This is a genomic window from Rhodococcus sp. KBS0724, assembly GCF_005938745.2.
Lineage (GTDB): Bacteria > Actinomycetota > Actinomycetes > Mycobacteriales > Mycobacteriaceae > Rhodococcus_F.
Map to the genome: position 1 here is coordinate 3,848,546 of NZ_VCBX02000001.1, position 20,488 is coordinate 3,869,033.

Genomic DNA, 20,488 nt, shown 5'->3' on the forward strand with positions numbered 1-20,488 from the left:
AAACTCCACCGACCGTGGACCCTCCGGAGTCGAAGCGTCATGGTGCTAGCGGGAAACCCGCGCCCCGATGCCTTTGCCGCCCGCAGCAAGGGCTGGGATCAACGCGACAGCAGTTGCCGAGACGACGAATACCCACGTGTATCCCGCTGCCGATGCAACAAATCCCAGCGCAATCGCGCCTATTCCAGTGCCGGCGTCGTAGGCAATGTTCCAGATCGCGCTGGCCGATCCGATTCGTTTCGGCCCTGCCGCCGAGAAAGCCATGACCAGGGATTCATTCTGCACCGCACCGAATCCGAACCCGAAAAGCACTGCAGCGCCGATCAAGACCACCATCTGGCCGTTGTCGACACTCTGGGCGAACAGGAGGAGACCGCCTGCCGCCGACACCAATGCCGGCGCGAGCATCTTGCCGCTACCGAACCGATCGGAGATCAATCCCGCCGAGTATCGACCAACCAACATGGACGCACTGGCCGTCGCCAGCACCACGCCGGCAATCGCAGCGCGATCCGACATTGCGATGGGCAACAGTGAGGACAGACCGCCGAACGAAGCTGACACGCACGCGAGCGCGACCACGGGGACAAGAACCGTGAACACACTCACTCGCGCGGACGTGCCCGTGGGTTGAGCATGAAGTTTCGGCAAGCGGCTTACGGCAATCACCGCGAGCGCCGGGACCACGGCGCCCAGGATGAAGACCGGCGTCGCCGACCATCGTGACGCTATCGCCAAACCCAGTGGCAAACCTGCCATTTGAGAGGCCGCAATCGCAATGCCCTGCGCGCCGGTAGCTCGGCCCAGGACCCGCCGGGGCGCCAATTCCGCAACCAGGGCGCCGCCTGCCACCGTGAGCAACCCGAATCCGATGCCGCGCACTGCCGACACGGACAACGCCGCAATCGAATTGGAAGAAATCAGCAGCACCAGCGACGGCGGCCCGAGCAACATGCACCCCGCAGCGAGCACGGGGCGATAGCCACGGGTCCGCAACAACCGCGGCACCAGCAGCTGTGTCAGCACAGTGGTCGCCATGAAGACGCCCGTCACGGCTCCTGCCAAAGCATCGGAACCACCGGACTGGGCCACCACCAGCGGAACAACCGGAAGCAGTAGGGACCAGCCACCAAAAGCGGCAGCCGCCATGACCAGGACACTGATCATGCCCGGGGTTCGGAGCAACCCCGGGGATGATGTGCGTTCGACCATCAGATGCGCAGCGCGCCCGCAACCGCCGCCAGAATTGCCAGTGCCAGAAGAATTCCCGACGCCAATTTGTTCACCTTGAACATCGAATACGCTCCGCCCACAGCGATTCCCGCACCGATGAACAGCAGATAGGTAAAGAGGACGCTCACAGGGTGCCCTTCGTCGACGGCACGCCACTCACGCGCGGATCCGGCTCGACTGCCTCACGCAGAGCGCGAGCAACAGCCTTGTACTCGGCCTCCGTGATGTGGTGCTGATCTCGTCCGTACAGAACCCGAACATGCAGCGCGATACGCGCATTGAGCGCGATCGACTCGAAGACGTGGCGATTGATCACAGCGTGGTACGGAACTCCGGGGTACCCACCGATGACGGAATGCACCATGTAATCCGGTTCCCCGGTGTGCACGCAGTACGGACGGCCGGACACGTCGACGGACGCGTGCGCGAGGGTTTCGTCCATCGGAATGAAGGAATCACCGAACCGGCGAATACCCTTCTTGTCTCCCAAAGCCTGACCCAACGCCTGACCGAGAACGATGGCGGTGTCCTCGACGGTGTGGTGAGCGTCGATCTCGACGTCACCCTTGGCCTGAACACTCAGGTCGAAGCTGGCGTGAGTACCCAGAGCCGTGAGCATGTGATCGAAGAACGGAACGCCGGTGGAGACGTCCACGATGCCGGTCCCGTCGAGGTTCAATTCGACGACGATGCTGGATTCCCGCGTCGTCCGTTCGATCCGCGCAATGCGATCGCTCATACCGTTTCTCCTGCGTTGATGAGTGCTGTACCGGCGATCTCGTCACTGGCTTTGATGAACGCGTCGTTCTCGGCTTCGAGTCCGACAGTCGCCCGCAGATATCCGGGGATACCGATGTCGCGAATGAGGACGCCGCGATCGAGGTAGGCCTGCCAAGCAGCGGCACTGTCGGCGAACTGGCCGAACAAGATGAAGTTCGCGTCACTGGGAATCACTCGGAAACCGGAGTCCGCGAGCGCCTTCGACACCCGATCACGCTCAGCCGACAGTGCGTGCACGCTCGCGAGGGTCTCGTCTGCGTGACGCAGCGCGGCGCGCGCGGCAGCCTGGGTGACCACCGAGAGGTGATACGGCAAGCGCACCAACAACAGTGCGTCGATGAACGCGGGAGCGGCAGCAAGGTAGCCGAGTCGGCCACCGGCAAACGCAAACGCCTTACTCATCGTGCGCGTGACCACGATCTTGGCCGGGAACTCGTCGATGAGCGTCATCGCACTCGGCGCTGCGGAGAACTCCGCGTATGCCTCGTCGACGATCACGATGCCAGGCGCAACCTCGAGGATGCGTCGCAGTTCCGCGATGCCGACACTATGTCCGGTCGGATTGTTGGGACTCGTGACGAAGACGACGTCCGGTCGACGCTCCGCGATCACGGTGACGGCAGCATCCACGTCGAGCGCGAAGTCGCCGCGGCGGAATACCTCTACCCACTCGGTGTCGGTGCCGTCGGCGATGATCGGGTGCATCGAGTACGACGGCACAAATCCCATCGCGCTGCGTCCCGGACCGGCAAAGGCCTGAAGCAGTTGCTGCAGGATTTCGTTGGATCCGTTGGCGGCCCACAGATTGTCGACGGTGACCGGCACTCCCGTCTGCTTCGACAGGTAGGCAGCCAGATCCGTCCGCAGCGCCACGGCGTCACGGTCGGGATAGCGGTGCAGTTCCTTTGCGGCCTCACGAACGGATTCAGCGACGTCGTCGATGAGTGCCTGCGTCGGCGGGTGCGGGTTCTCGTTGGTGTTGAGCTGGACGGGAACCGTCAACTGCGGAGCGCCGTAAGCGGACTTACCGCGCAGGTTCTCGCGAATCGGGAGCGCGTCGACTGAAATAGATGCTCCGGGAACAGTACTCATCGCAGAGCCTCGAACCGCAGACGCACAGCCTCGCCGTGAGCCGGCAGGTCTTCGGCATTGGCAAGCGTGATGACATGTCCGGCAACGTCTTTCAACGCCGATTCGGAGTAGTCGATCACGTGGATGCCGCGCAGGAAGGTTTGCACACTCAGACCGGACGAGTGACGAGCACAGCCGGCCGTCGGCAGGACGTGGTTGGAACCGGCGCAGTAGTCACCGAGACTGACCGGTGCCCACGGCCCGACAAAAACCGCTCCGGCGCTGGTGACCTGTGCTGCGACACCGGTTGCATCTTCGGTCTGGATCTCGAGGTGCTCCGCCGCATAGGCGTTGACGACGCGCAGACCGGCTTCGACATCCGAGACCAGAACGGTTCCGGACTGACTTCCGGTGAGTGCGGTGTTGACGCGCTCGCGGTGCTTGGTGATCTCGAGCTGCGCGGCCAGCGCCTTGTCGACGGCGTCGGCCAATTCGACGCTGGTCGTGACGAGGACACTGGCGGCCATCACGTCGTGCTCGGCCTGACTGATGAGGTCGGCGGCAACGTGGACCGGGTCAGCGGTGTGGTCGGCGAGGATCGCGATCTCGGTCGGTCCGGCTTCGGCATCGATGCCGACCAGTCCGCGGCAGAGGCGCTTGGCGGCAGTGACATAGATGTTGCCGGGGCCGGTGATGAGGTCTACCGGTACGAGCTCGGTTCCGTCGGTGTCGGTTCCGCCGTAGGTCAGAAGCGCAACGCCCTGGCCGCCGCCGACGGCCCATACCTCGTCTACTCCGAGCATGGCCGCTGCGGCAAGAATCGTGGGGTGAGGCAATCCGCCGAAATCAGCTTGAGGAGGCGAAGCCACGACAAGCGATCCGACGCCGGCAGTCTGGGCCGGGACGACGTTCATGACAACGCTCGACGGGTACACGGCGTTGCCGCCGGGCACATAGAGGCCGACGCGCTCGACCGGAACCCAACGCTCGGTGACCGTACCGCCAGGAACTACTTCGGTGACGGTGTCCTTACGGCGCTGATCGGCGTGCACCTTGCGGGTGCGCTCGATCGCAACCTCGAGGGCTTCCTTGACGGCCGGGTCGAGTTCACGAAGTGCGCGCTCGAGCTCAGCTGCCGGTACCCGAACCGAATCGGGGCGAACGCCATCGAACTTCTCACCGAACTCGAGAGCAGCTTCTGCGCCGCGATCGCGAACAGCCTCGACCATAGGGCGAACCTGATGCAGCACCGCATCCACATCCACTCCACCTCGCGGAAGCGCGGCACGAAGTTCGGCCGTGGATGGGGTACGACCACGCAGGTCGGTGCGGGCAAGCATGAGAGTTCCTCTCGTACGCAAACGGGGGACCTGGTTCTCGCGGAGAGAACACAGAACTGACGTCAATTATTCAGGATAGTCGCACTCAGTTATCCACCGGTCCACCTGCGGCGCTCAGCGGCCGCACGCCGTCGCCGGCTGTGGCAGGGGTCACGGTCGACCTGCGCCGGCGGATCGAGCGATTTGCACATCCGGACATTTCGAAGGTCGCTGTGTTTATAACAAAGGCGTCACGCACCGCTAGGGTCGAAAGTCGTGACAGACAGCGACGTGGCCGTGGCCGCACCTCTCAACCCGCCGATTCCGCAGCGCGCCGCGGGACACACACGCGCACGGACGGTGGCAATTGTTGCCTCCATTCTCGGAATCCTCGCGTGTGTATCCGTCCCCTTCCTGCCCATCTCGCAGGACACGGCAAGTATCAACTGGCCGCAGGCCGGTTCCACGACCAGCGTCGAATCCCCACTCGTCTCGTACACACCCCAGCGGTTCGAGGCGTCAATTCCGTGTGCGTCGATCGACGAGTTGGCGGCATCAGGTGGAACGCTCGTATCCACCGCACCGGTAGGAGCCCCCGACGCGCGTCGCTACGGCTTCGTGGCGACAGTGTCCCCCGCATCCGCGGACGCCCCCGCTCGCGTCGATGCGATTCTGCGCGACGAAGTCGTGTTCTCCGGTTCAGTAGACGAACTCCCCAGCGGTTGCGCGTTCACTGTGCTCGCCGAGCCCACCCGAACAACGGTCTCTGCCACCGGGTCCGAACCACGGATTCTCGACGGTGACCACCGGCCGCAAGTTGTCGGCGTGTTCAGTGACCTGGACACCGCGGCAACCGGGTTGAACGTCTCGATGGTCTCCGATTCGCGATTCACGTCGAGCCCGTCCACGATCAAAATGCTCGCCATGATTCTCGGCGCGCTGACCACGATCATCTCGCTTGTCGCGTTGCACCGCCTCGATAATCTCGACGGCCGTGGCAGCCGCAAATTCCTGCCGACGAGGTGGTGGAAGTTCACCCGCGTCGACGGTGTTGTCATCGGAACATTGGTGCTGTGGCATTTCATCGGAGCCACCACGACCGACGACGGCTACCAGTTCACAATGGCCCGGGCAGCCGAGCAATCCGGGTACATGTCGAACTACTTCCGCTGGTTTGCGGTCCCGGAAACTCCGTTCGGAACTCCGTACTACAACATCCTCGGACTGCTGGCGCACGTCAGCCCGGCCAGTCCGTGGGTCCGGCTCCCAGCACTGATTGCGGGCATTGTCGCGTGGCTTGTCATCAGCCGTGAGGTCGCCCCGCGCCTCGGCGCGGCCATCCGCGGAAACCGTCTTGCGCTCTGGACCGGCGCGCTCGTTTTCCTCGCATTCTGGCTCCCGTTCAACAACGGATTGCGGCCCGAACCGATCGTTGCACTCGGCGTTCTCCTGACGTGGTGCTCGATCGAACGCGCCATCGCGACGCGTCGACTTCTGCCGGTTGCAGTCGCAATCCTCGTCGCTGGATTCACCCTGACCGCCGGACCGTCCGGCCTCATCTGCTTTGCCGCATTGATCGCCGGTATCCGTCCCATCATCGGCATCATCGTCGAACGTGCCCGCACCACGGGGTACATCGCTGCCGTCGGCCCATTGCTTGCGGCGGGACTCTCGATTCTCATCCCGGCGTTCGGCGATCAGTCTCTGGCTGCCGTCATCGAGATGCAGCGCGTTCACTCGATCTCGCCGAACGCTCCGTGGTTCGACGAATACCTGCGCTATCAGTACCTACTCAATATCTCCGTCGACGGTTCACTTACGCGCCGCTTCGGTGTTTTTGTCATGTTCCTGTGCCTCGGTGTCTGCACCGCGATGATGCTGCGCAAGGGTGGCCGGATCCCGGGCCTTGCCGCCGGCCCGTCGCGGCGGGTTGTCGGTCTCACCATCGGCGCCTTGCCGTTGCTGATGTTCTCGCCCACCAAGTGGACTCACCACTTCGGAATCTTCGCCGGTCTGACAGCAGTTCTCGCAATGATGACGGCTGTTGCGGTCGGCACCACGCTGCTGCGTTCCCCTCGCAATCGCGCACTGTTCGCTGCGGGCGTGCTGTTCCTGCTCGCGATGGCGTTCACCGGCAGCAACGGTTACTACTACGTCTCCAGTTACAGCGTTCCCTGGTGGGACAAGCCGGTATCGATCAGTGGGCTCGGTGCGAGCACCGTCCTACTCGGTCTGACTGTGCTGATGCTCGGACTCGCCGCGTGGTTCTTCTTCCGCGAGCCGTACACCGTCGGCAAGGAACTCTCGCCACGTCGTGCTCGCCTCCTGGCGATCTCACCGCTCACGGTGGCGGCCGGCGCCATGGTCCTCTTCGAAGTTCTCTCCATGTCCAAGGGAGTGATCAGCCAGTACCCGGCTTACTCGGTGGGTCGCTCGAACGTGGACGCGGTACTCGGACAACCATGTGGCCTTGCCAACGACGTCCTGCTCGAAACGGATCCGAACGCATCGATGCTGACGCCACTGTCCGGCGACGTCGCCACCGCGCTGGCGGCCGGCGGCGCCACCGGATTTGAACCCAACGGTGTTGCCGGTGACCTCAGTGCCGACAAGGAAGCGTCAGCGACCGGCGGCGCCAACACCGTCGACAGCGCCGAGACCACAGCCGGAAACTCCGCCGGAACGGGTGGCGGCGCCGGAGTGACCGGCGTCAACGGCAGTTCGGTCGCACTACCGTTCGGCCTCGATCCCGCAACGACGCCGGTGATGGGCAGCTACGGCCAAGCCGCACCCGGCACCCTGACAAGCGGTTGGTACCAACTTCCTGATCTCAGTGCCGGCGGCACCCGCGGAGACATCATTTCCATCGCCGCAGCCGGACGCGTCCGATCCGTCGACACCGACGGCATTGTCACCTACGGCCAGAACGTCGAGGTCGAATACGGCACCGCACGTGGTGTCGATGACGTGGAAGTCGGTGGCCGTATCGCACCGCTCGATATCGGTCCGTCGCCGTCGTGGCGTAACCTTCGCGTTCCTCTCGATCAAATTCCGGTGGAAGCCAATTCCATTCGACTTGTTGTCAGCGACTTCGACAGCAAGGACGATCAGTGGGTGGCCGTCACCCCGCCGCGTGTACCGCAGACCCAGAAACTGCAAGACGTTGTCGGTTCCGACACGCCGGTGATGTTGGATTGGGCCGTGGGTCTGGCCTTCCCGTGCCAGCGGCCGTTCGATCATCGCGTCGGCATCGCCGAGGTTCCCGAGTACCGCATCCTGCCCGATCACAGCGGAGCGCTCGTGACCACGGCGTGGCAGGACCACTTCGGCGGCGGCCCGCTCGGGTGGATCGATCTGCTCGTCAGCGCGCAGACGATACCGTCGTATCTGGACAACGACTGGGATAACGACTGGGGTTCGATCGAGAAATACACTCGACGGGATCCCTCGGCAGTACCTGCGGAACTCGACGAATCCCGCGTGCAGCGATCGGGTATGTGGACCCCCGGTCCGATGACAATTGAATTCTGATCCTGCAAAAGCCACCTTTCTGGACACCTGTATGACTTAACCTCCCCTCATGGGAGTCACGTCACGATCGATTGCCGCCGCCCTGCTCGCCCTCGTGATCGGGGCGGCGGCATCACCGGCGCAGGCAGCAGGCACCCCGCCCGAGGAGTTCCTGTGGGGTGTCGCCACCTCCGGTTTTCAGTCCGAAGGTTCCTCCCCTGACAGCAACTGGTCGCGATACTCCGCATCCGGTCGCACTCACGACGCCATCGGCGACTCAGTTGACTTCCGGCACCGCTACGCCGAAGACATCGACCGGGCTGCAGATCTCGGGGCGCGAGTGTTCCGCTTCGGGGTCGAATGGGCGCGGGTACAACCCTCCCCCGGAACGTGGAACGAGACCGAATTCGCCTACTACGACGCTGTTGTCGCGCATGTCCTTGCCCGCGGGATGACGCCTATGATCACACTCGATCACTGGGTGTATCCCGGTTGGGTCGCCGACCAAGGCGGGTGGACAAACCCGAAAACCGAAGCCGACTGGCTGGCCAACGCCGAAAAGGTAGTTACCCGATATTCGGATGTCGGCGCGTTGTGGATCACGATCAACGAACCGACGGTGTACGTGCAACGTGAATTGACGTACGGCGGAATCACGCTCCCCCAGGCCCCCGCAATGTTCGATGCCCTGGTTCGAGTTCACCGCTCGATCTACGACCGCATCCACGTCCTCGACCCGGACGCTCGCGTCAGCAGCAACTTCGCGTTCATTCCCGGCGTCTCCGAGGCAATCGACTCCGTATTCACCGATCGGATCCGCGACAAACTCGACTTCCTCGGCATCGACTACTACTACGGTGTGGCACTGGACAACCCGACCGCGGCCTATGCCGCGATCGACGAGTTCTACAACGTCACACCACAACCCGAAGGTTTGTACGACGCACTGATGCGCTACTCGCGTAAGTACCCGGAACTCCCCCTCTATATCGTCGAGAACGGAATGCCCACCGACAACGCGAATCCACGCCCCGACGGATACACACGCTCGAATCATCTGAGCGACCACGTCTATTGGATGGAACGAGCCCGCGAGGACGGCGCCGACGTTATCGGATACAACTACTGGTCCATTACCGACAACTACGAATGGGGTTCGTATCGGCCACGTTTCGGCCTGTACACCGTCGACGTACTGTCCGACCCCACCCTCACCCGCACCCCTACCGACGGCGTCGAAACGTACCGGAACATCATCCGCGACAACGGAGTCGGGCCGGACTACGTGCCTGTGAAGGCTCCGGCATTCTGCTCCCTTGTCGATCCCCCACTCAGTTGCACCAACACCACCCGATAGGAACGCTCATGTCCACGTTCGGAAAGACCATCGCCACTGCAACGATCTCTGCAGCAATGATTTTTGCCGGCGCATCACTTGCCCATGCTGCACCGGACTCGCCGCGAGAGGCACAGGCCCGGGCCTACATCGACGCCTTGGTCTCTCACGACGTCACCGATGTGCACTTCGCTCCGGATGCCACGCGCGTGGAAGCGGGCATCCAAACCGGGTTTTCGGGCCCTCAGTTGAGCGCCGACCTCGATCACGGTGTGCAGTACACCGTGATCCAGTCTGTGCGTGACCTTCGGATGACCGAAGCCGGGGACGTCGTAACGGCCGTCTACCTCCTCGACGCAGGCGTTGCCGACACGCGCCTGATGACGGTCGAGATCCGCGAGACCTTCGAGATCCGGGACGGCCTCATCCATGTCATCGTCGCAGACATCATGCCCGTCTCACTGTCCTGACCTCACCCCATACCGCAGGTAGATCACGCCACTACGAAATACCCTCTGCTCCAACAACTCGAGGTCGACCTGGACGTCGGCCGATAATGCGCGCAGTCCACTACCGATGATCACGGGGCAGAGGAACAAGTGAATCTCGTCAACCAGGCCTGCGGCTATCGCGTGCGTGGCCAGCGTAGGACCACTGATCGAAATATCCTGCGTCGCGCTAGCTTTCATCGCGCGCACAATCTCGGGGTCAAATGTTCGCTCGATTCGGGTTCGCGGAGTCGACGGCTCGGCCAGCGTCGTGGAGTACACAACTTTGTCCGCGCTTCGCCAGGTCCGACCGAACTCTTCGGCAATCGGGTCGGGATCTGCCATCGTTTCCCACACCGCCATGACCTCGTACATCCGGCGCCCGTACAGGTGCATTCCCACGTCCCGTTCGAGGTTGTTGGCAAAGCCGTGTACCTCGCCGTCCGGCATTGCCCAGTCGAAGTTCCCCTCGGCGTCGGCGACGTAGCCGTCGAGCGAGCACATCGCCGAATAGCTGAGGTTCACCATCGGTCGATGTGCAGAATGTTGTCGATCGGCTCGCGTGCCGCCGGTTTGAAAGTTTCCCCGGTGAAGTACGCGGTGGGTATCAGTGCACCTTGGTGGAAGCCCTCCGGTATTCCCAGCAGTTCGGCTACTTCGGCTTCACGCGAAAGGTGCAGTGTCGTCCACGCCGTTCCCAACCCACGAGCGCGCGCTGCCAGCGCGTAACTCCACACGGCGGGAAGCAGCGACCCCCACAGTCCCGCCTGATTACCGGCAGGCAGGGTCCGCTCCGCCTTGATGCACGGAATCATCAGAACCGGAACTTCACCCATGTGCTGTCCGAGCCACTCGGCGCTACTGCCCACTCGCGCCTGGACCGCAGCCCGATCCGGATCGTCACTGAACAACTGTGCGGCAGATCCTTGTGAGGCGAGATAGCTCTCGGTGACGTCTCGGTAGATGTCACCGATCTGTCGACGCAATTCCGGGTCGGTCACCACCATCCACTGCCATCCCTGGCGATTGGATCCCGACGGAGCTTGCAATGCGATCTCGAGGCATTCCTTGATCAAATCCAAGGGAACAGGCCTTGTCAGGTCCAGGCGTTTTCGCACGGTCCGCGTTGTCGTCAGCAATTCGTCGGGCGTCAGGTCCAGAACCGGAAATTCACTCATCGCTCGATCATTGCACCGACAGGCCGAGCAGCGCGACGACAACGTGCGTCCGATCCGGACTACTGCGCCGACCGATCAGCAACGACGCGGTTGCGACCATCCGACTTCGCCGCGTACATCGCTTTGTCCGCGCGAGACAAGGCTTCCTTGATCTGTTCCTGCCCTGTCAGTCGTTCGCGGGTGACCGGAGCCAGCTCTGCAACACCGATACTGACCGTGATCGGAACGTCGTCCGAATCGACGTCCACCTCACCCCGAATCGTTTCGGCAAGCCTGGTCAGCACGGCCAGATCTCCACGTACTGCGATGGCAAATTCGTCGCCACCTGTTCGAGCTACTGCTGCCTCCGGCCCGACCACCCGCTCGAGCCGACGGGAGAGCAACCGCAACACGATGTCGCCACTATCGTGACCAGTTCCGTCGTTCACCGCTTTGAAGTTGTCGATGTCGGGCAGCAAGACGCCCGATCGACCGGGCTCGTGTTCTTCCGCAATCTGCATCCACAATTCGAATCCACGTCGATTGAGTAATCCCGTCAACGGATCGCGGTTGGCGTTCGCAAACTGAGTGCGATACGACGTCAACATGCCCGCGGAAAACGACCTCAACAGGACAAGCGTCGCGTTGACAGCGATCATCGACGTTGCCGCCCTCGCAAGAATTCCCGCGATGTCGTGGTATCCCTGACGCCACGTGAGAACGCCGAAAACGGCGATCACACAACTCGTGAATGCCATGTGCGCCACGGTCGCAGGCCACCGGACGAAATGCGCCACGTACACGCTGATCACCGCAAACAGAGCTGTGCCGTACATCGCCAACTCGTGGTTGGCAAACGTCGCCAGGACTGCGGTCACGCCCAGATCCGCGTAGAGAACGAAGTATGTGCTCGCCCGCGGAACGGAGTGATGCCCGATATCCCGGTTCCACCAGATGCTGCCGAACCGAATGCGACTGACCAAATACGCCGCTGGAAGGGTACTGAACAGGACCATCAACGCGACAAATCTCCGAAGAGGCGTGTCCTGCCCTTCATCGGAAAAGACAGAACACACCCCGACAAGGGCAAAAATGGGTACCAGCACGGCGATCCCGTAACGCATACGGGTTTCGGACACCTCGATCTGATTTCGAATCAACGAACGCGGCCCCATGTCACCGCCAAGATCCTTCACGCCGATCCCCCACCTGGCAAATATTCAGACAACAAGTGCGAATGTACCGTGTCAGACCGGTCGTTACCACTCGGAACCGATCAAGCGAAGCCGTTACACTTTTTCAGTCCTGTTGCGCTCACGGGCCTGGCACATTTTCCGAGTCTGAGGAATGACGTATGAGTTGGCACGTATGGTTGGCGTTCTTCGGCGCAAGTTGGGTGATCAGCCTGTCGCCCGGCGCTGGGGCAATCGCTTCGATGTCCTCCGGTCTGGCCGTCGGTCTGCGCCGCGGCTACTGGAACATTCTCGGATTGCAACTGGGGCTACTCCTTCAGATCGGAATCGTCGCGGCCGGCGTGGGCGCGATCCTCGCCAACTCGACGGCGGCGTTCTCGATCATCAAATGGCTGGGCGTCGCCTACCTGGTCTACCTCGGCGTGCGGCAGTGGCGGTCCGCTCCCAGCGAGGTAACCACCGACTCCGAAGCAGCGCGCCGCTCCGGCCCGATGATGATGGTTCGTGGGTTCCTGGTAAATGCCAGCAATCCCAAAGCCGTCGTGTTCATGCTCGCGGTGCTTCCGCAGTTCCTCGATCCGAACGCACCGCTGGTACCGCAATACCTGATCATCGCGGCGACCATGTGCGCCGTCGATGTCGTCGTGATGACCGGATACACCGGCCTCGCTGCTCGGGTCCTGCGGCTCATGCGGTCACCGAAACAACAACGAACCACCAACCGTGTTTTTGCCGGACTCTTCTTCGGGGCGGCGGGTTTCCTGTCGAGCATCGGCCGTGCCGCAGCCTGATCTGCCGGCACGCACGTCAGCTCACAAACCGGCGATCAAATTGACAACCGAAGCGACGATGACAGAGCCGAACAGATAGGACAACAACGCGTGGCCGAGCGCCATTGCCCGCATGTCCGAGGACTGCAGATTGGTGTCCGAGATCGCGAAGCTCATGCCGACGGTATAGGCAACGTAGGCAAAGTCGCTGTACCGCGGCGGTTCCTCCTGATTGAAGTCGATTCCCCCGTCCGGCCCCGAGTAGTAGAGCCGGGCGTATCCCAGAGCGAACAACGTGTGCACCGCCATCCACGAAATGACAACGCTGACAACCGCAACCGATGCGGCGACAACTTGGTATCGACGGCCGTCAGGTGATGCAACAAGCAAAAGCGCGATACCGACCAAACTCGCCACAGCAGCACCGAGAACGAGAAGGTGCGCGACGTTTCGTGCCGGCTCCTCCCGAGTCGCGTGACCGGCCGTCATCACAGCGTCGAACGGCCACACCAGGATCCACGTCCACACCGTGAACACCAATGCCGCGATATCCCAGCCGATCAGAAAAGAGAACCGCGGAAAGCCCGCCACCCACATGACAATTCCAGCGACAACTCCGAGTAGCAGCCCCGCAGTGACTCTCAGCGCAGGACCGGCACCCAAACCGCTCTGGTCAGCCGGAACAGGCAAGTCTTGCGATGGCTCGTTCACCCGTTCAGTCAACCATCGACGCATCGAACGTGCCCATGATCCGGTTCAGCAATACCAGTCGCGTCGCGATCGCGGCATACCACTTGATCCTCGTTCACCGGGTTTCACCGCCAGCACCTGATGAATGGTCAGTCGATGCGCCACCTCGAAGCCGAGAGCGCTGGCCGCAAGGTACAACAACCACGTGCGGACTCGCGCGTCGCCGACCTCAGCAACAGCGGCGTCCCAGTTCTCGCGCAGATTCGCCACCCACGCACGCAGTGTCAGCGCATAGTGTTCGCGCAACGCATCACTATCCCGAGTCTCGAAGCCTGAACGCTCCAGAGCGTCAACCGTTTTACTCAACGGGAGAATCTCGCCGTCCGGGAAGATGTATCTGTCGATGAAACCAGGCGCGTCCACAACTTTGTCCGGCAACGATTTCACCGAAGCAATGGCGTGATTGAGAAAGCGTCCCTCCGGCTTCAGCAACTCGTACAGATGGGCCGTATAGATCGGCAAATTCGCCAAACCCACGTGCTCCGACATACCGATACTCGAAATAGCGTCGTACGGGCCGTCATCCACATCGCGGTAATCCTGCACGCGAACATCGATACGGTCCGTCAACCCGGCGTCTGCAACCCGGGCCTTGGCGTACTCCACCTGTTCGCGGCTGAGTGAAACACCGACAACGTCGACGCCGTAGTTCTGCGCCGCATGCAGTGCCATCGATCCCCACCCGCACCCGACATCGAGAAGGCGCATTCCCGGCTTCAACTCCAGCTTCCGACAGATCAGATCAAGTTTCTCGCGCTGCGCATCCTCGAGCGACACCGTTCCGTCCGGCCAGTACCCACACGAATACACCATGCTCGGACCGAGAAACAGTTCGTAGAAACGGTTTCCGACGTCGTAGTGATGAGAGACAGTCGCCGAATCGCGAGACTTGCTGTGCCGCTTGCCACGTTTGGCCCGCATCTCGATCTCCGGCGGCGCCGGCGGAAGCCCGAGCGCTCCCAGGCCGGCAAACGTCATCACCGACCGGGCAATCGTACGTGCCGACATCCCGGCCAGGCGATGCTCGCCAATCCGCGAAATCAGGTCCGGAACATCCAGCAGGGCAAAGATATCGCCGTCGACGTCCAAGTCTCCGGAGACATACGCCCGCGCCAAACCCAATTCATTCGGCGAGTAGAGAACTCTGCGCAGCGCTCGCCGGTTCCGGAAAAAGACCCGAGCCTGCGCGTCGGCGGGTCCGGCCTCCGACCCGTCCCAACAGCGCACATGAATCGGGAGTTCAATCCCTACCAGTTCCTCGAACACCGTCAGAATCTTGGTTGCGGCACCGCTCACCCATCCGTCCCTTCTACGAAACGACAGCCTCTGCTACTCGAAATCTACGCCCGCGTCGGCGAAATTTCGCGGCATATGTGAGGTTTGGTGCATCCCCCCTTCCGAGCGAACGTACCTTTCATCGCCTTCACAGCGATGGGCGTACCTTTCGCTCAAACGGGGGGCGATGCACAGCCCAGGTCAGGGTTCCACGAGCCCAGCCAGGAATTCCACCAGCAGACGCGTAGTGACCTCGCGGGGCAAGGACTCAACAGCGGCGAGAACCGCAGCCATGTCGAGGGGCGAGTCGCCTTCGCCCTTCGGATCCAGCCCCGCCGACACGAGCGCAGCCGCAACAGCCGCACTGGGCAATGCCCGAACATCGTCGACGCTCACATCGCCACGCTCGAATGCGCCGGCCAGCTCCGCCAGTGCGGGCGGCGGCCCGGCCGCGGGTAGGCCCCGAACATCATCGGCGCCCAATTCCAATGCACTGGTCAGCTCGCTCAGGACACTGTCCGTGACGGGCGTGATCGTGAGATGCGTGGTTCGAGGCAAGGCAGTGCCGTCGGGTTGCGTCGACGCAGGTTGCCCCTGGAGCACAAACCCTCGAACGCCGACGGCGGTGGCCCAGCGATGCGGATCGACCTGCCGATCCTGCGGCACTCCCGCATCCGCTGCTACCGCGAACAGTGGGCCGACTGGAGTTCCGACGACGCGTAACCCGTCGATGCCGGCAACGGTGTCCACGAGGGAGGCAGTCGCTCGGTGGGCGCGCGCTACCAGGTCTGCGTAGCCCGATTCGCCGAGCACTTGGGTGATGGACCAGGCTCCGGCCAGGGCTGCAACGGATTTCGAACCCATCAAGGTCGGGTTGACCACGGGATATCCGGGCCACCCGGTGAGACCGAAGTACTGCTTGCGGTGCAGATCGCGCCCCCGGTACAGAAGAACCGACGCTCCCTTTGGCGAGTAGCCGTACTTATGTACGTCGGCCGAGATGCTGGTGACACCGGGAACCTGGAAGTCCCAGGCCGGAAGCTCACCCCACCACGGCAGAGCAAACCCTCCGATGCAGGCATCGACGTGAAATGGAACAGACTGTGTGCGAGCAATTTCCGCTATCTCGGCGATCGGGTCGAGTGCAGCAAACGGATAGCTCGGTGCTGACGCCACGATCAGCACCGTGTCACCTCGCAACGCTGACGCTATGTCGGCGGCGCGCACCCGACCGGATTCGGGATCGACGGCCACCAAGACCAGTTCGAGACCGAGTAGGTGCGCCGCCTTGTGGAAGGCTGCATGAGCAGTCGTCGGTAGGACGATCGACCCCTGCCCCGGCGGAAGGCCACGCAGGTCGCGAGCAGCTTTGACTGCCAGCACACAACTTTCGGTCCCGCCGCTGGTGACGTTGCCGACCACGTCACCGTCTCCGTGCAGGAATCCGCGCACAAACCCGACAAGTTCGCGTTCCATCACCGCAGTGGACGGAAACACCGTGGGATCAAGCCCGTTGACGGGTTGCACTAATTGCGCTGCGTCCGTGGCCAACTGATCAAGTGTGGCCAGTCCGCTGTCGTACACGTAGGACAGAACTCGACCACCATGCGTCGGAGCGTCCTGTTCACGCAGGCTGCGGAGTCTCTCAAGCACCTCCGCGGACCGTTTCTCGATCGCAGTATTACCAAGAATCGCAGTATTACCAAGAAAAGAGTTGGTGTCACTGACGGTCATCATGCTCCTGTTCACTGCTGTATGCGCGTAAGACGAGAAGGCTGATCGCGACCAGGGCGGCCGGGGCCAGCGAGAATCCGAGGGCGATGCCGGTGATTGCGGAGCCCGGCTGGGAGGCGGTCTCCCCTGCCTGCGAGGACACGAAGCCCGTCGACGCCAGAAACAGCAGGAACACTGCCGGTCCGAGGGCCAGTCCCGCGGTCTCGGCCGCCGTCCAGATCCCGCTCAACGACCCGCCGCGTTGGCGTCCACCGATGCGAGCATCGTCCTCGATCACATCGGGAAGCATGGCTAACGGAAATACCTGCATTCCGGCGTAGCCGACGCCCGCAAGACCGACTGCGCCGTAGATCCACGCTCCGGCGTCTACTGCGGCGAACGCCAAAAGCAGTGTCGCGACAACAAAAACCGTCGACGCGACAACATACCCTCGGAGCTTGCCGTGGCGATGGGAATAGCGGTACCACAGCGGCATGATGATCAGCGCCGGACCGACCAACGCCGCGAACAGTCCGGTGATGGCGTCTTCGTTCCCCATGACGTACGTTGCGAGATACTGGGCACCGCCCAACATCACGGCCGTCGCGAGCGCCTGCAGGACAAACACGATCACGAGCAAACGGAACGACCGAGTACTGCGAACGGCGTCGAACCCGTCTCGGTACTGCGAGAGCAATGATCCCACCGGCGCATCAGCGCGCGTCACCGTTCGACGGGCGGCGCCGAACACCGCCCACAACATTGCGGCGCACATCAAAGCCGACACACCCACGGCCATCACGAGATAGCCGCCTGCGCCACCTCCAGCGGCGTTGCGCAGCGCCGGTCCACCTCCGCCGATCACCAGAATCGCCAAGGCCAGCACCGCTATTCGTACGGATACCAACCGAGTGCGCTCGTGATAGTCGCCGGTCAGCTCTGTTGGCAGGGCAATGTACGGCACTTGGAACAGGCTGTAAGCGCTCGCTGCAAGCAGGAAGAACACCAGTACCCACACCGCGCCGACGCCCGGGCCGGCTGAGACCGGTGCGGCAAAGGTCAGCACGAAGAGCAACGGAAGAGCCAGTGACCCCATCAGCATCAGAGGTACGCGCGTGCCCATTCGGTGCGAACTTCGGTCACTGACCGTTCCGATCAGCGGATCGACAAGCACGTCCGCGATCTTCGGAACGATTACCACCAGCGATGCGATACCGGCAGCTACGCCCAAGGTGTCGGTGAGGTAGTACGCCAGTACCAATCCAGGCAGGACGCCAAATCCACCGGTGCCGATGCTTCCCGCGGCGTAGGCGGCAACAACGCCCCGCGACAACCGTCCGGCCGCGCGGCGTCCGCTGCCCTGCATGGGTTTTTCTGTGGTCACGAACCACACACTAGGGGCGACCCGCACCGTCAGGAGGTGAAAGCGTGTGAGACACGTACAAGGTGGTCTGTCCTCGTCGAAAGTTGAAAGTCAGCGATCGGTGGAAGCACCGGAGTTGCTCGAAGTTCGGCGGTACCACTGCCAACCTGCGGTAATCAGGACGGCGCCCACCAACGAGCCGATGATTCCGCTGGGGCGCAGTGAAAGTCCGTCACCCGCAATCAGACTCACGAGGAGGCCACCGACCAGAGAACCACCTATTCCGGCGGCGAATGCAAAAGGCCAGTCCAATCGTCGGGTATTGCCACCGAGAATCAGCTGGGCAACCGCTCCGATGACGGTTCCGAACAAGATAATTCCGATAATGAGCATGAAATAAAGCCCTTCCAGCTAGGCACAATCCACGAACCGAACACAACCTTTCGCGCAATCTATCCTTTATGTCAGCATTTTTGTTGCTGAAATGAGCGCAGAGCCCACTGCCAGTCGGCATCACCCGGCGAGTACTTAATTTTTTCCCATCCGCGCAAAACCGACCCGGGACTGGTGGGTCCCGGGTCGGCTGTGTTGAGTTCGACGCACACTACCGCGCGTGTGCCGTTGCTTTCCCTCGAGTGAGTGCCAGCGCCGACAGGGCGATGAGCGCACTGACGACCATCGCGATCGCCATAGGCAGGGCCGTGTCTTCGCCGCCGATACCAACGAGTGGAGAAATCGCGGCAGCAAGGAGGAACTGCAGCGCGCCGAGCACTGCCGATCCCGTGCCGGCGGCCTGCCTCGCCTCACCGAGTGCCAGGGTCGTGGCATTGGCGATAACAAGTCCGAGACTGCCCATCGTGCACCACAACGCAATCAGTGTCACCCACAGCACCGGCCCTGCCAATGCGTTGATCAGCATCACTATCGAGAACACCGAAAGCAGCGTCAAGCCGATCCGAAGTGTGACCCGGTCGCCGAGCTTGGCGACAATCGCGCCGTTGGCGACGCTGAAGATCACGAGTCCCAGAGCATTTGCCGTGAAAACGGCTGTGTACCAGGACGTCGACAGTCCGTGGACATTCTGCAGCACGAAGGGCGAAGCCGAGATGTACGCGAACATGACGCCGAAGGCAAACGCGTACGCCAGAAGGAAGCCGACGTATCGGCGGTTCCGCAGTACGTTGCCCGCTTCGCGGAGCATCGCGGAAGTTCCCCCTGTTGTGCGGCGTTCCTTCGGGTGGGTTTCGGCGACAAGAACCACCACACACACGAACATCAGCGCCGAGAGAACGGTCAGAACCCAGAACACCCCGCGCCAACCGAAGCCGGTCACTACAACGCCGCCGAGCAACGGCGCCACCACGGGCGCTATGGCATTGATGACGACCAGCAAGCCGAACAGTTTTGCAGCGGCAGCACCCTGCGCGCGGTCGGAGATGACGGCGCGGCCGAGGACGATACCGGCGCCTCCGGCAAAGCCCTGTACAAAGCGTGCGCCGGCCAGAAGTTCGATGCTCGGGGCGAGCGCAGCGCCGGCGCTGAACACGGCACACGCAGCTGTGCCGATGAGGAGAAGTGGTCGGCGACCGTACCGGTCCGAGAGCGGTCCGAACACTAGTTGCCCGAGTGCAAGACCCACGAGGAAGGTCGTGAGCGTCAACTGCACAGCGGAGGCACTGGTGCCGAACTCCACTGCCATCTCGGGGAAGGCCGGCAGATACATATCGATAGCCAGCGGAGCGACAGCCGCCAGCAGCGCAAGCGTCGCAATAATCTTGGTGGGTAGATGAGTCGCCTGCTCCGCCTTCGCCGTGGGCACCTGGTCGGACGGCGCCGCGGTGTCGACTTCCTGCACGAGATGTTTCACATCAATCCTTTATCACTTGCAACACGGCTATATCTAAAAGTAGATATAGATTTATATATATCTTAACCGCTAGACTCCAATCGTGTCCAACGAACCAGCCGAAGTAGCCGAAGTAGCCGATGACGACGTCCAACGCCTCGCACAGACGGCACGCTCCGCGGTGTGGGCACTGCGTCGATTCGGCGAGAAAGAAGCAGGCTTGTCGCGGCTTCCCCACTCCGAAATCGAAGTCCTGCGCGCCATCGAGGAACAGCCGGGATGCACGGTGTCCGACATTGCTCGCGTATTGAATCTGCAGAGCAGCAACGTCAGCACCACGGTTCGCCACCTGGTAGACCGAGGTCTGCTCGAGAAGCGATCCGACCCCAGTGACGGGCGCTCGTTCCGCCTTCATCAGACACCTGTCGCGGAACGCAACAACCAGAAAATCGACGAAATGTGGGCCGACGGCATCCGTAGCCTTCTCATGGGTATGGATCCCGAGGACGCGGCCAAACTTGTCGAGGCAGCGCCACTGCTCGCCCGCCTGGGATCCATGCCGACCAACTGAAAGCGCGTTCGAGGTCGATTTCCGGCACCGGAACTTTCAATAGACTTGAAAGTTTGAGGAAGGCTAGCCTATGCTTCCCATTGCGCCAGTAAGCCTTGTTCGCGGATCAACGA

The 20,488-nt window shown here is 62.2% G+C and carries 19 protein-coding genes; 5 read left to right on the forward strand and 14 right to left on the reverse strand.

Features of this window, described 5'->3' with window-relative positions; all coding sequences use genetic code 11:
• Positions 1–45 precede the first annotated feature (45 nt).
• Genes FFI94_RS17615 through hisD form a run of 5 tightly spaced genes read right to left on the reverse strand, consistent with a single transcriptional unit; the run spans position 46 to position 4,424 of the window.
• Entirely contained in the window at positions 46–1,212 is a 1,167-nt protein-coding gene (locus tag FFI94_RS17615; protein WP_260684178.1) for an MFS transporter, read from the reverse strand.
• Positions 1,212–1,361 carry a hypothetical protein gene (locus FFI94_RS33735; protein ID WP_033230914.1) on the reverse strand — a complete coding sequence of 50 codons (150 nt, stop codon included), beginning with the start codon at positions 1,359–1,361 and terminating at the stop codon, positions 1,212–1,214. The genes FFI94_RS17615 and FFI94_RS33735 overlap by 1 nt, the downstream gene beginning before the upstream one ends.
• On the reverse strand, positions 1,358–1,972 hold the full coding sequence (hisB, locus tag FFI94_RS17620) for an imidazoleglycerol-phosphate dehydratase HisB (protein ID WP_138868973.1): 615 nt from the start codon (positions 1,970–1,972) through the stop codon (positions 1,358–1,360). Before hisB ends, FFI94_RS33735 begins: the two co-directional genes overlap by 4 nt.
• A complete protein-coding gene (locus FFI94_RS17625; RefSeq protein ID WP_138868974.1) occupies positions 1,969–3,105 on the reverse strand; it encodes a histidinol-phosphate transaminase in 1,137 nt (378 codons plus the stop codon). The genes hisB and FFI94_RS17625 overlap by 4 nt, the downstream gene beginning before the upstream one ends.
• Positions 3,102–4,424: a histidinol dehydrogenase gene (gene hisD / locus FFI94_RS17630; RefSeq protein ID WP_138868975.1), complete on the reverse strand. Its 1,323-nt coding sequence runs from the start codon at positions 4,422–4,424 to the stop codon at positions 3,102–3,104. The genes FFI94_RS17625 and hisD overlap by 4 nt, the downstream gene beginning before the upstream one ends.
• A gap of 255 nt (positions 4,425–4,679) precedes the next feature.
• Here hisD and FFI94_RS17635 point away from each other — a divergent pair, with 255 nt between their 5' ends.
• From FFI94_RS17635 to FFI94_RS17645, 3 genes are read left to right on the forward strand one after another with little or no spacing between them, the layout of a single operon-like run.
• On the forward strand, positions 4,680–7,934 hold the full coding sequence (locus FFI94_RS17635) for an arabinosyltransferase domain-containing protein (protein ID WP_138868976.1): 3,255 nt from the start codon (positions 4,680–4,682) through the stop codon (positions 7,932–7,934).
• Between the two features lie 49 nt (positions 7,935–7,983).
• A complete protein-coding gene (locus FFI94_RS17640) occupies positions 7,984–9,270 on the forward strand; it encodes a glycoside hydrolase family 1 protein (RefSeq protein WP_138868977.1) in 1,287 nt (428 codons plus the stop codon).
• Positions 9,271–9,278: 8 nt separating this feature from the next.
• Positions 9,279–9,719 carry a hypothetical protein gene (locus FFI94_RS17645; RefSeq protein WP_138868978.1) on the forward strand — a complete coding sequence of 147 codons (441 nt, stop codon included), beginning with the start codon at positions 9,279–9,281 and terminating at the stop codon, positions 9,717–9,719.
• Here FFI94_RS17645 and FFI94_RS17650 read toward each other — a convergent pair.
• Genes FFI94_RS17650 through FFI94_RS17660 form a run of 3 tightly spaced genes read right to left on the reverse strand, consistent with a single transcriptional unit; the run spans position 9,708 to position 12,090 of the window.
• Positions 9,708–10,265: a dihydrofolate reductase family protein gene (locus tag FFI94_RS17650; protein ID WP_138868979.1), complete on the reverse strand. Its 558-nt coding sequence runs from the start codon at positions 10,263–10,265 to the stop codon at positions 9,708–9,710. The two genes, FFI94_RS17645 and FFI94_RS17650, sit on opposite strands and share 12 nt — an antisense overlap.
• Positions 10,259–10,915: a nitroreductase family protein gene (locus FFI94_RS17655; RefSeq protein ID WP_138868980.1), complete on the reverse strand. Its 657-nt coding sequence runs from the start codon at positions 10,913–10,915 to the stop codon at positions 10,259–10,261. The genes FFI94_RS17650 and FFI94_RS17655 overlap by 7 nt, the downstream gene beginning before the upstream one ends.
• A 59-nt stretch (positions 10,916–10,974) precedes the next feature.
• Entirely contained in the window at positions 10,975–12,090 is a 1,116-nt protein-coding gene (locus FFI94_RS17660) for a diguanylate cyclase (protein WP_138868981.1), read from the reverse strand.
• Between the two features lie 158 nt (positions 12,091–12,248).
• On the opposite strand from FFI94_RS17660, the gene FFI94_RS17665 reads away from it, so the two are divergent.
• Positions 12,249–12,878, forward strand: a complete 630-nt coding sequence (locus FFI94_RS17665) for a LysE family transporter (protein ID WP_138868982.1) — start codon at positions 12,249–12,251, stop codon at positions 12,876–12,878.
• A 21-nt stretch (positions 12,879–12,899) separates the two neighbouring features.
• On the opposite strand, the gene FFI94_RS17670 is transcribed toward FFI94_RS17665, so the two are convergent.
• The 6 genes from FFI94_RS17670 to FFI94_RS17695 form a co-directional block, all read right to left on the reverse strand.
• Positions 12,900–13,592 (reverse strand): DUF1345 domain-containing protein, encoded by a 693-nt coding sequence (locus FFI94_RS17670; protein WP_397495456.1) that lies wholly within the window; start codon positions 13,590–13,592, stop codon positions 12,900–12,902.
• Between the two features lie 21 nt (positions 13,593–13,613).
• The gene (locus tag FFI94_RS17675; RefSeq protein WP_138868984.1) at positions 13,614–14,903 is read right to left on the reverse strand and encodes a cyclopropane-fatty-acyl-phospholipid synthase family protein; all 1,290 of its coding nucleotides are present in this window, start codon (positions 14,901–14,903) and stop codon (positions 13,614–13,616) included.
• Between the two features lie 180 nt (positions 14,904–15,083).
• Positions 15,084–16,616, reverse strand: coding sequence for an aminotransferase class V-fold PLP-dependent enzyme (locus tag FFI94_RS17680; RefSeq protein WP_138868985.1), 1,533 nt, complete (start codon positions 16,614–16,616; stop codon positions 15,084–15,086).
• Positions 16,603–17,988 carry an MFS transporter gene (locus tag FFI94_RS17685; RefSeq protein ID WP_260684499.1) on the reverse strand — a complete coding sequence of 462 codons (1,386 nt, stop codon included), beginning with the start codon at positions 17,986–17,988 and terminating at the stop codon, positions 16,603–16,605. The genes FFI94_RS17680 and FFI94_RS17685 overlap by 14 nt, the downstream gene beginning before the upstream one ends.
• Before the next feature lie 81 nt (positions 17,989–18,069).
• Positions 18,070–18,351: a hypothetical protein gene (locus tag FFI94_RS17690; RefSeq protein WP_138868986.1), complete on the reverse strand. Its 282-nt coding sequence runs from the start codon at positions 18,349–18,351 to the stop codon at positions 18,070–18,072.
• 211 nt (positions 18,352–18,562) lie between these two features.
• On the reverse strand, positions 18,563–19,825 hold the full coding sequence (locus FFI94_RS17695) for a multidrug effflux MFS transporter (RefSeq protein WP_260684179.1): 1,263 nt from the start codon (positions 19,823–19,825) through the stop codon (positions 18,563–18,565).
• An 82-nt stretch (positions 19,826–19,907) separates the two neighbouring features.
• On the opposite strand from FFI94_RS17695, the gene FFI94_RS17700 reads away from it, so the two are divergent.
• Positions 19,908–20,375: a MarR family winged helix-turn-helix transcriptional regulator gene (locus FFI94_RS17700; protein WP_138868987.1), complete on the forward strand. Its 468-nt coding sequence runs from the start codon at positions 19,908–19,910 to the stop codon at positions 20,373–20,375.
• The last annotated feature ends 113 nt before the right edge of the window (positions 20,376–20,488 follow it).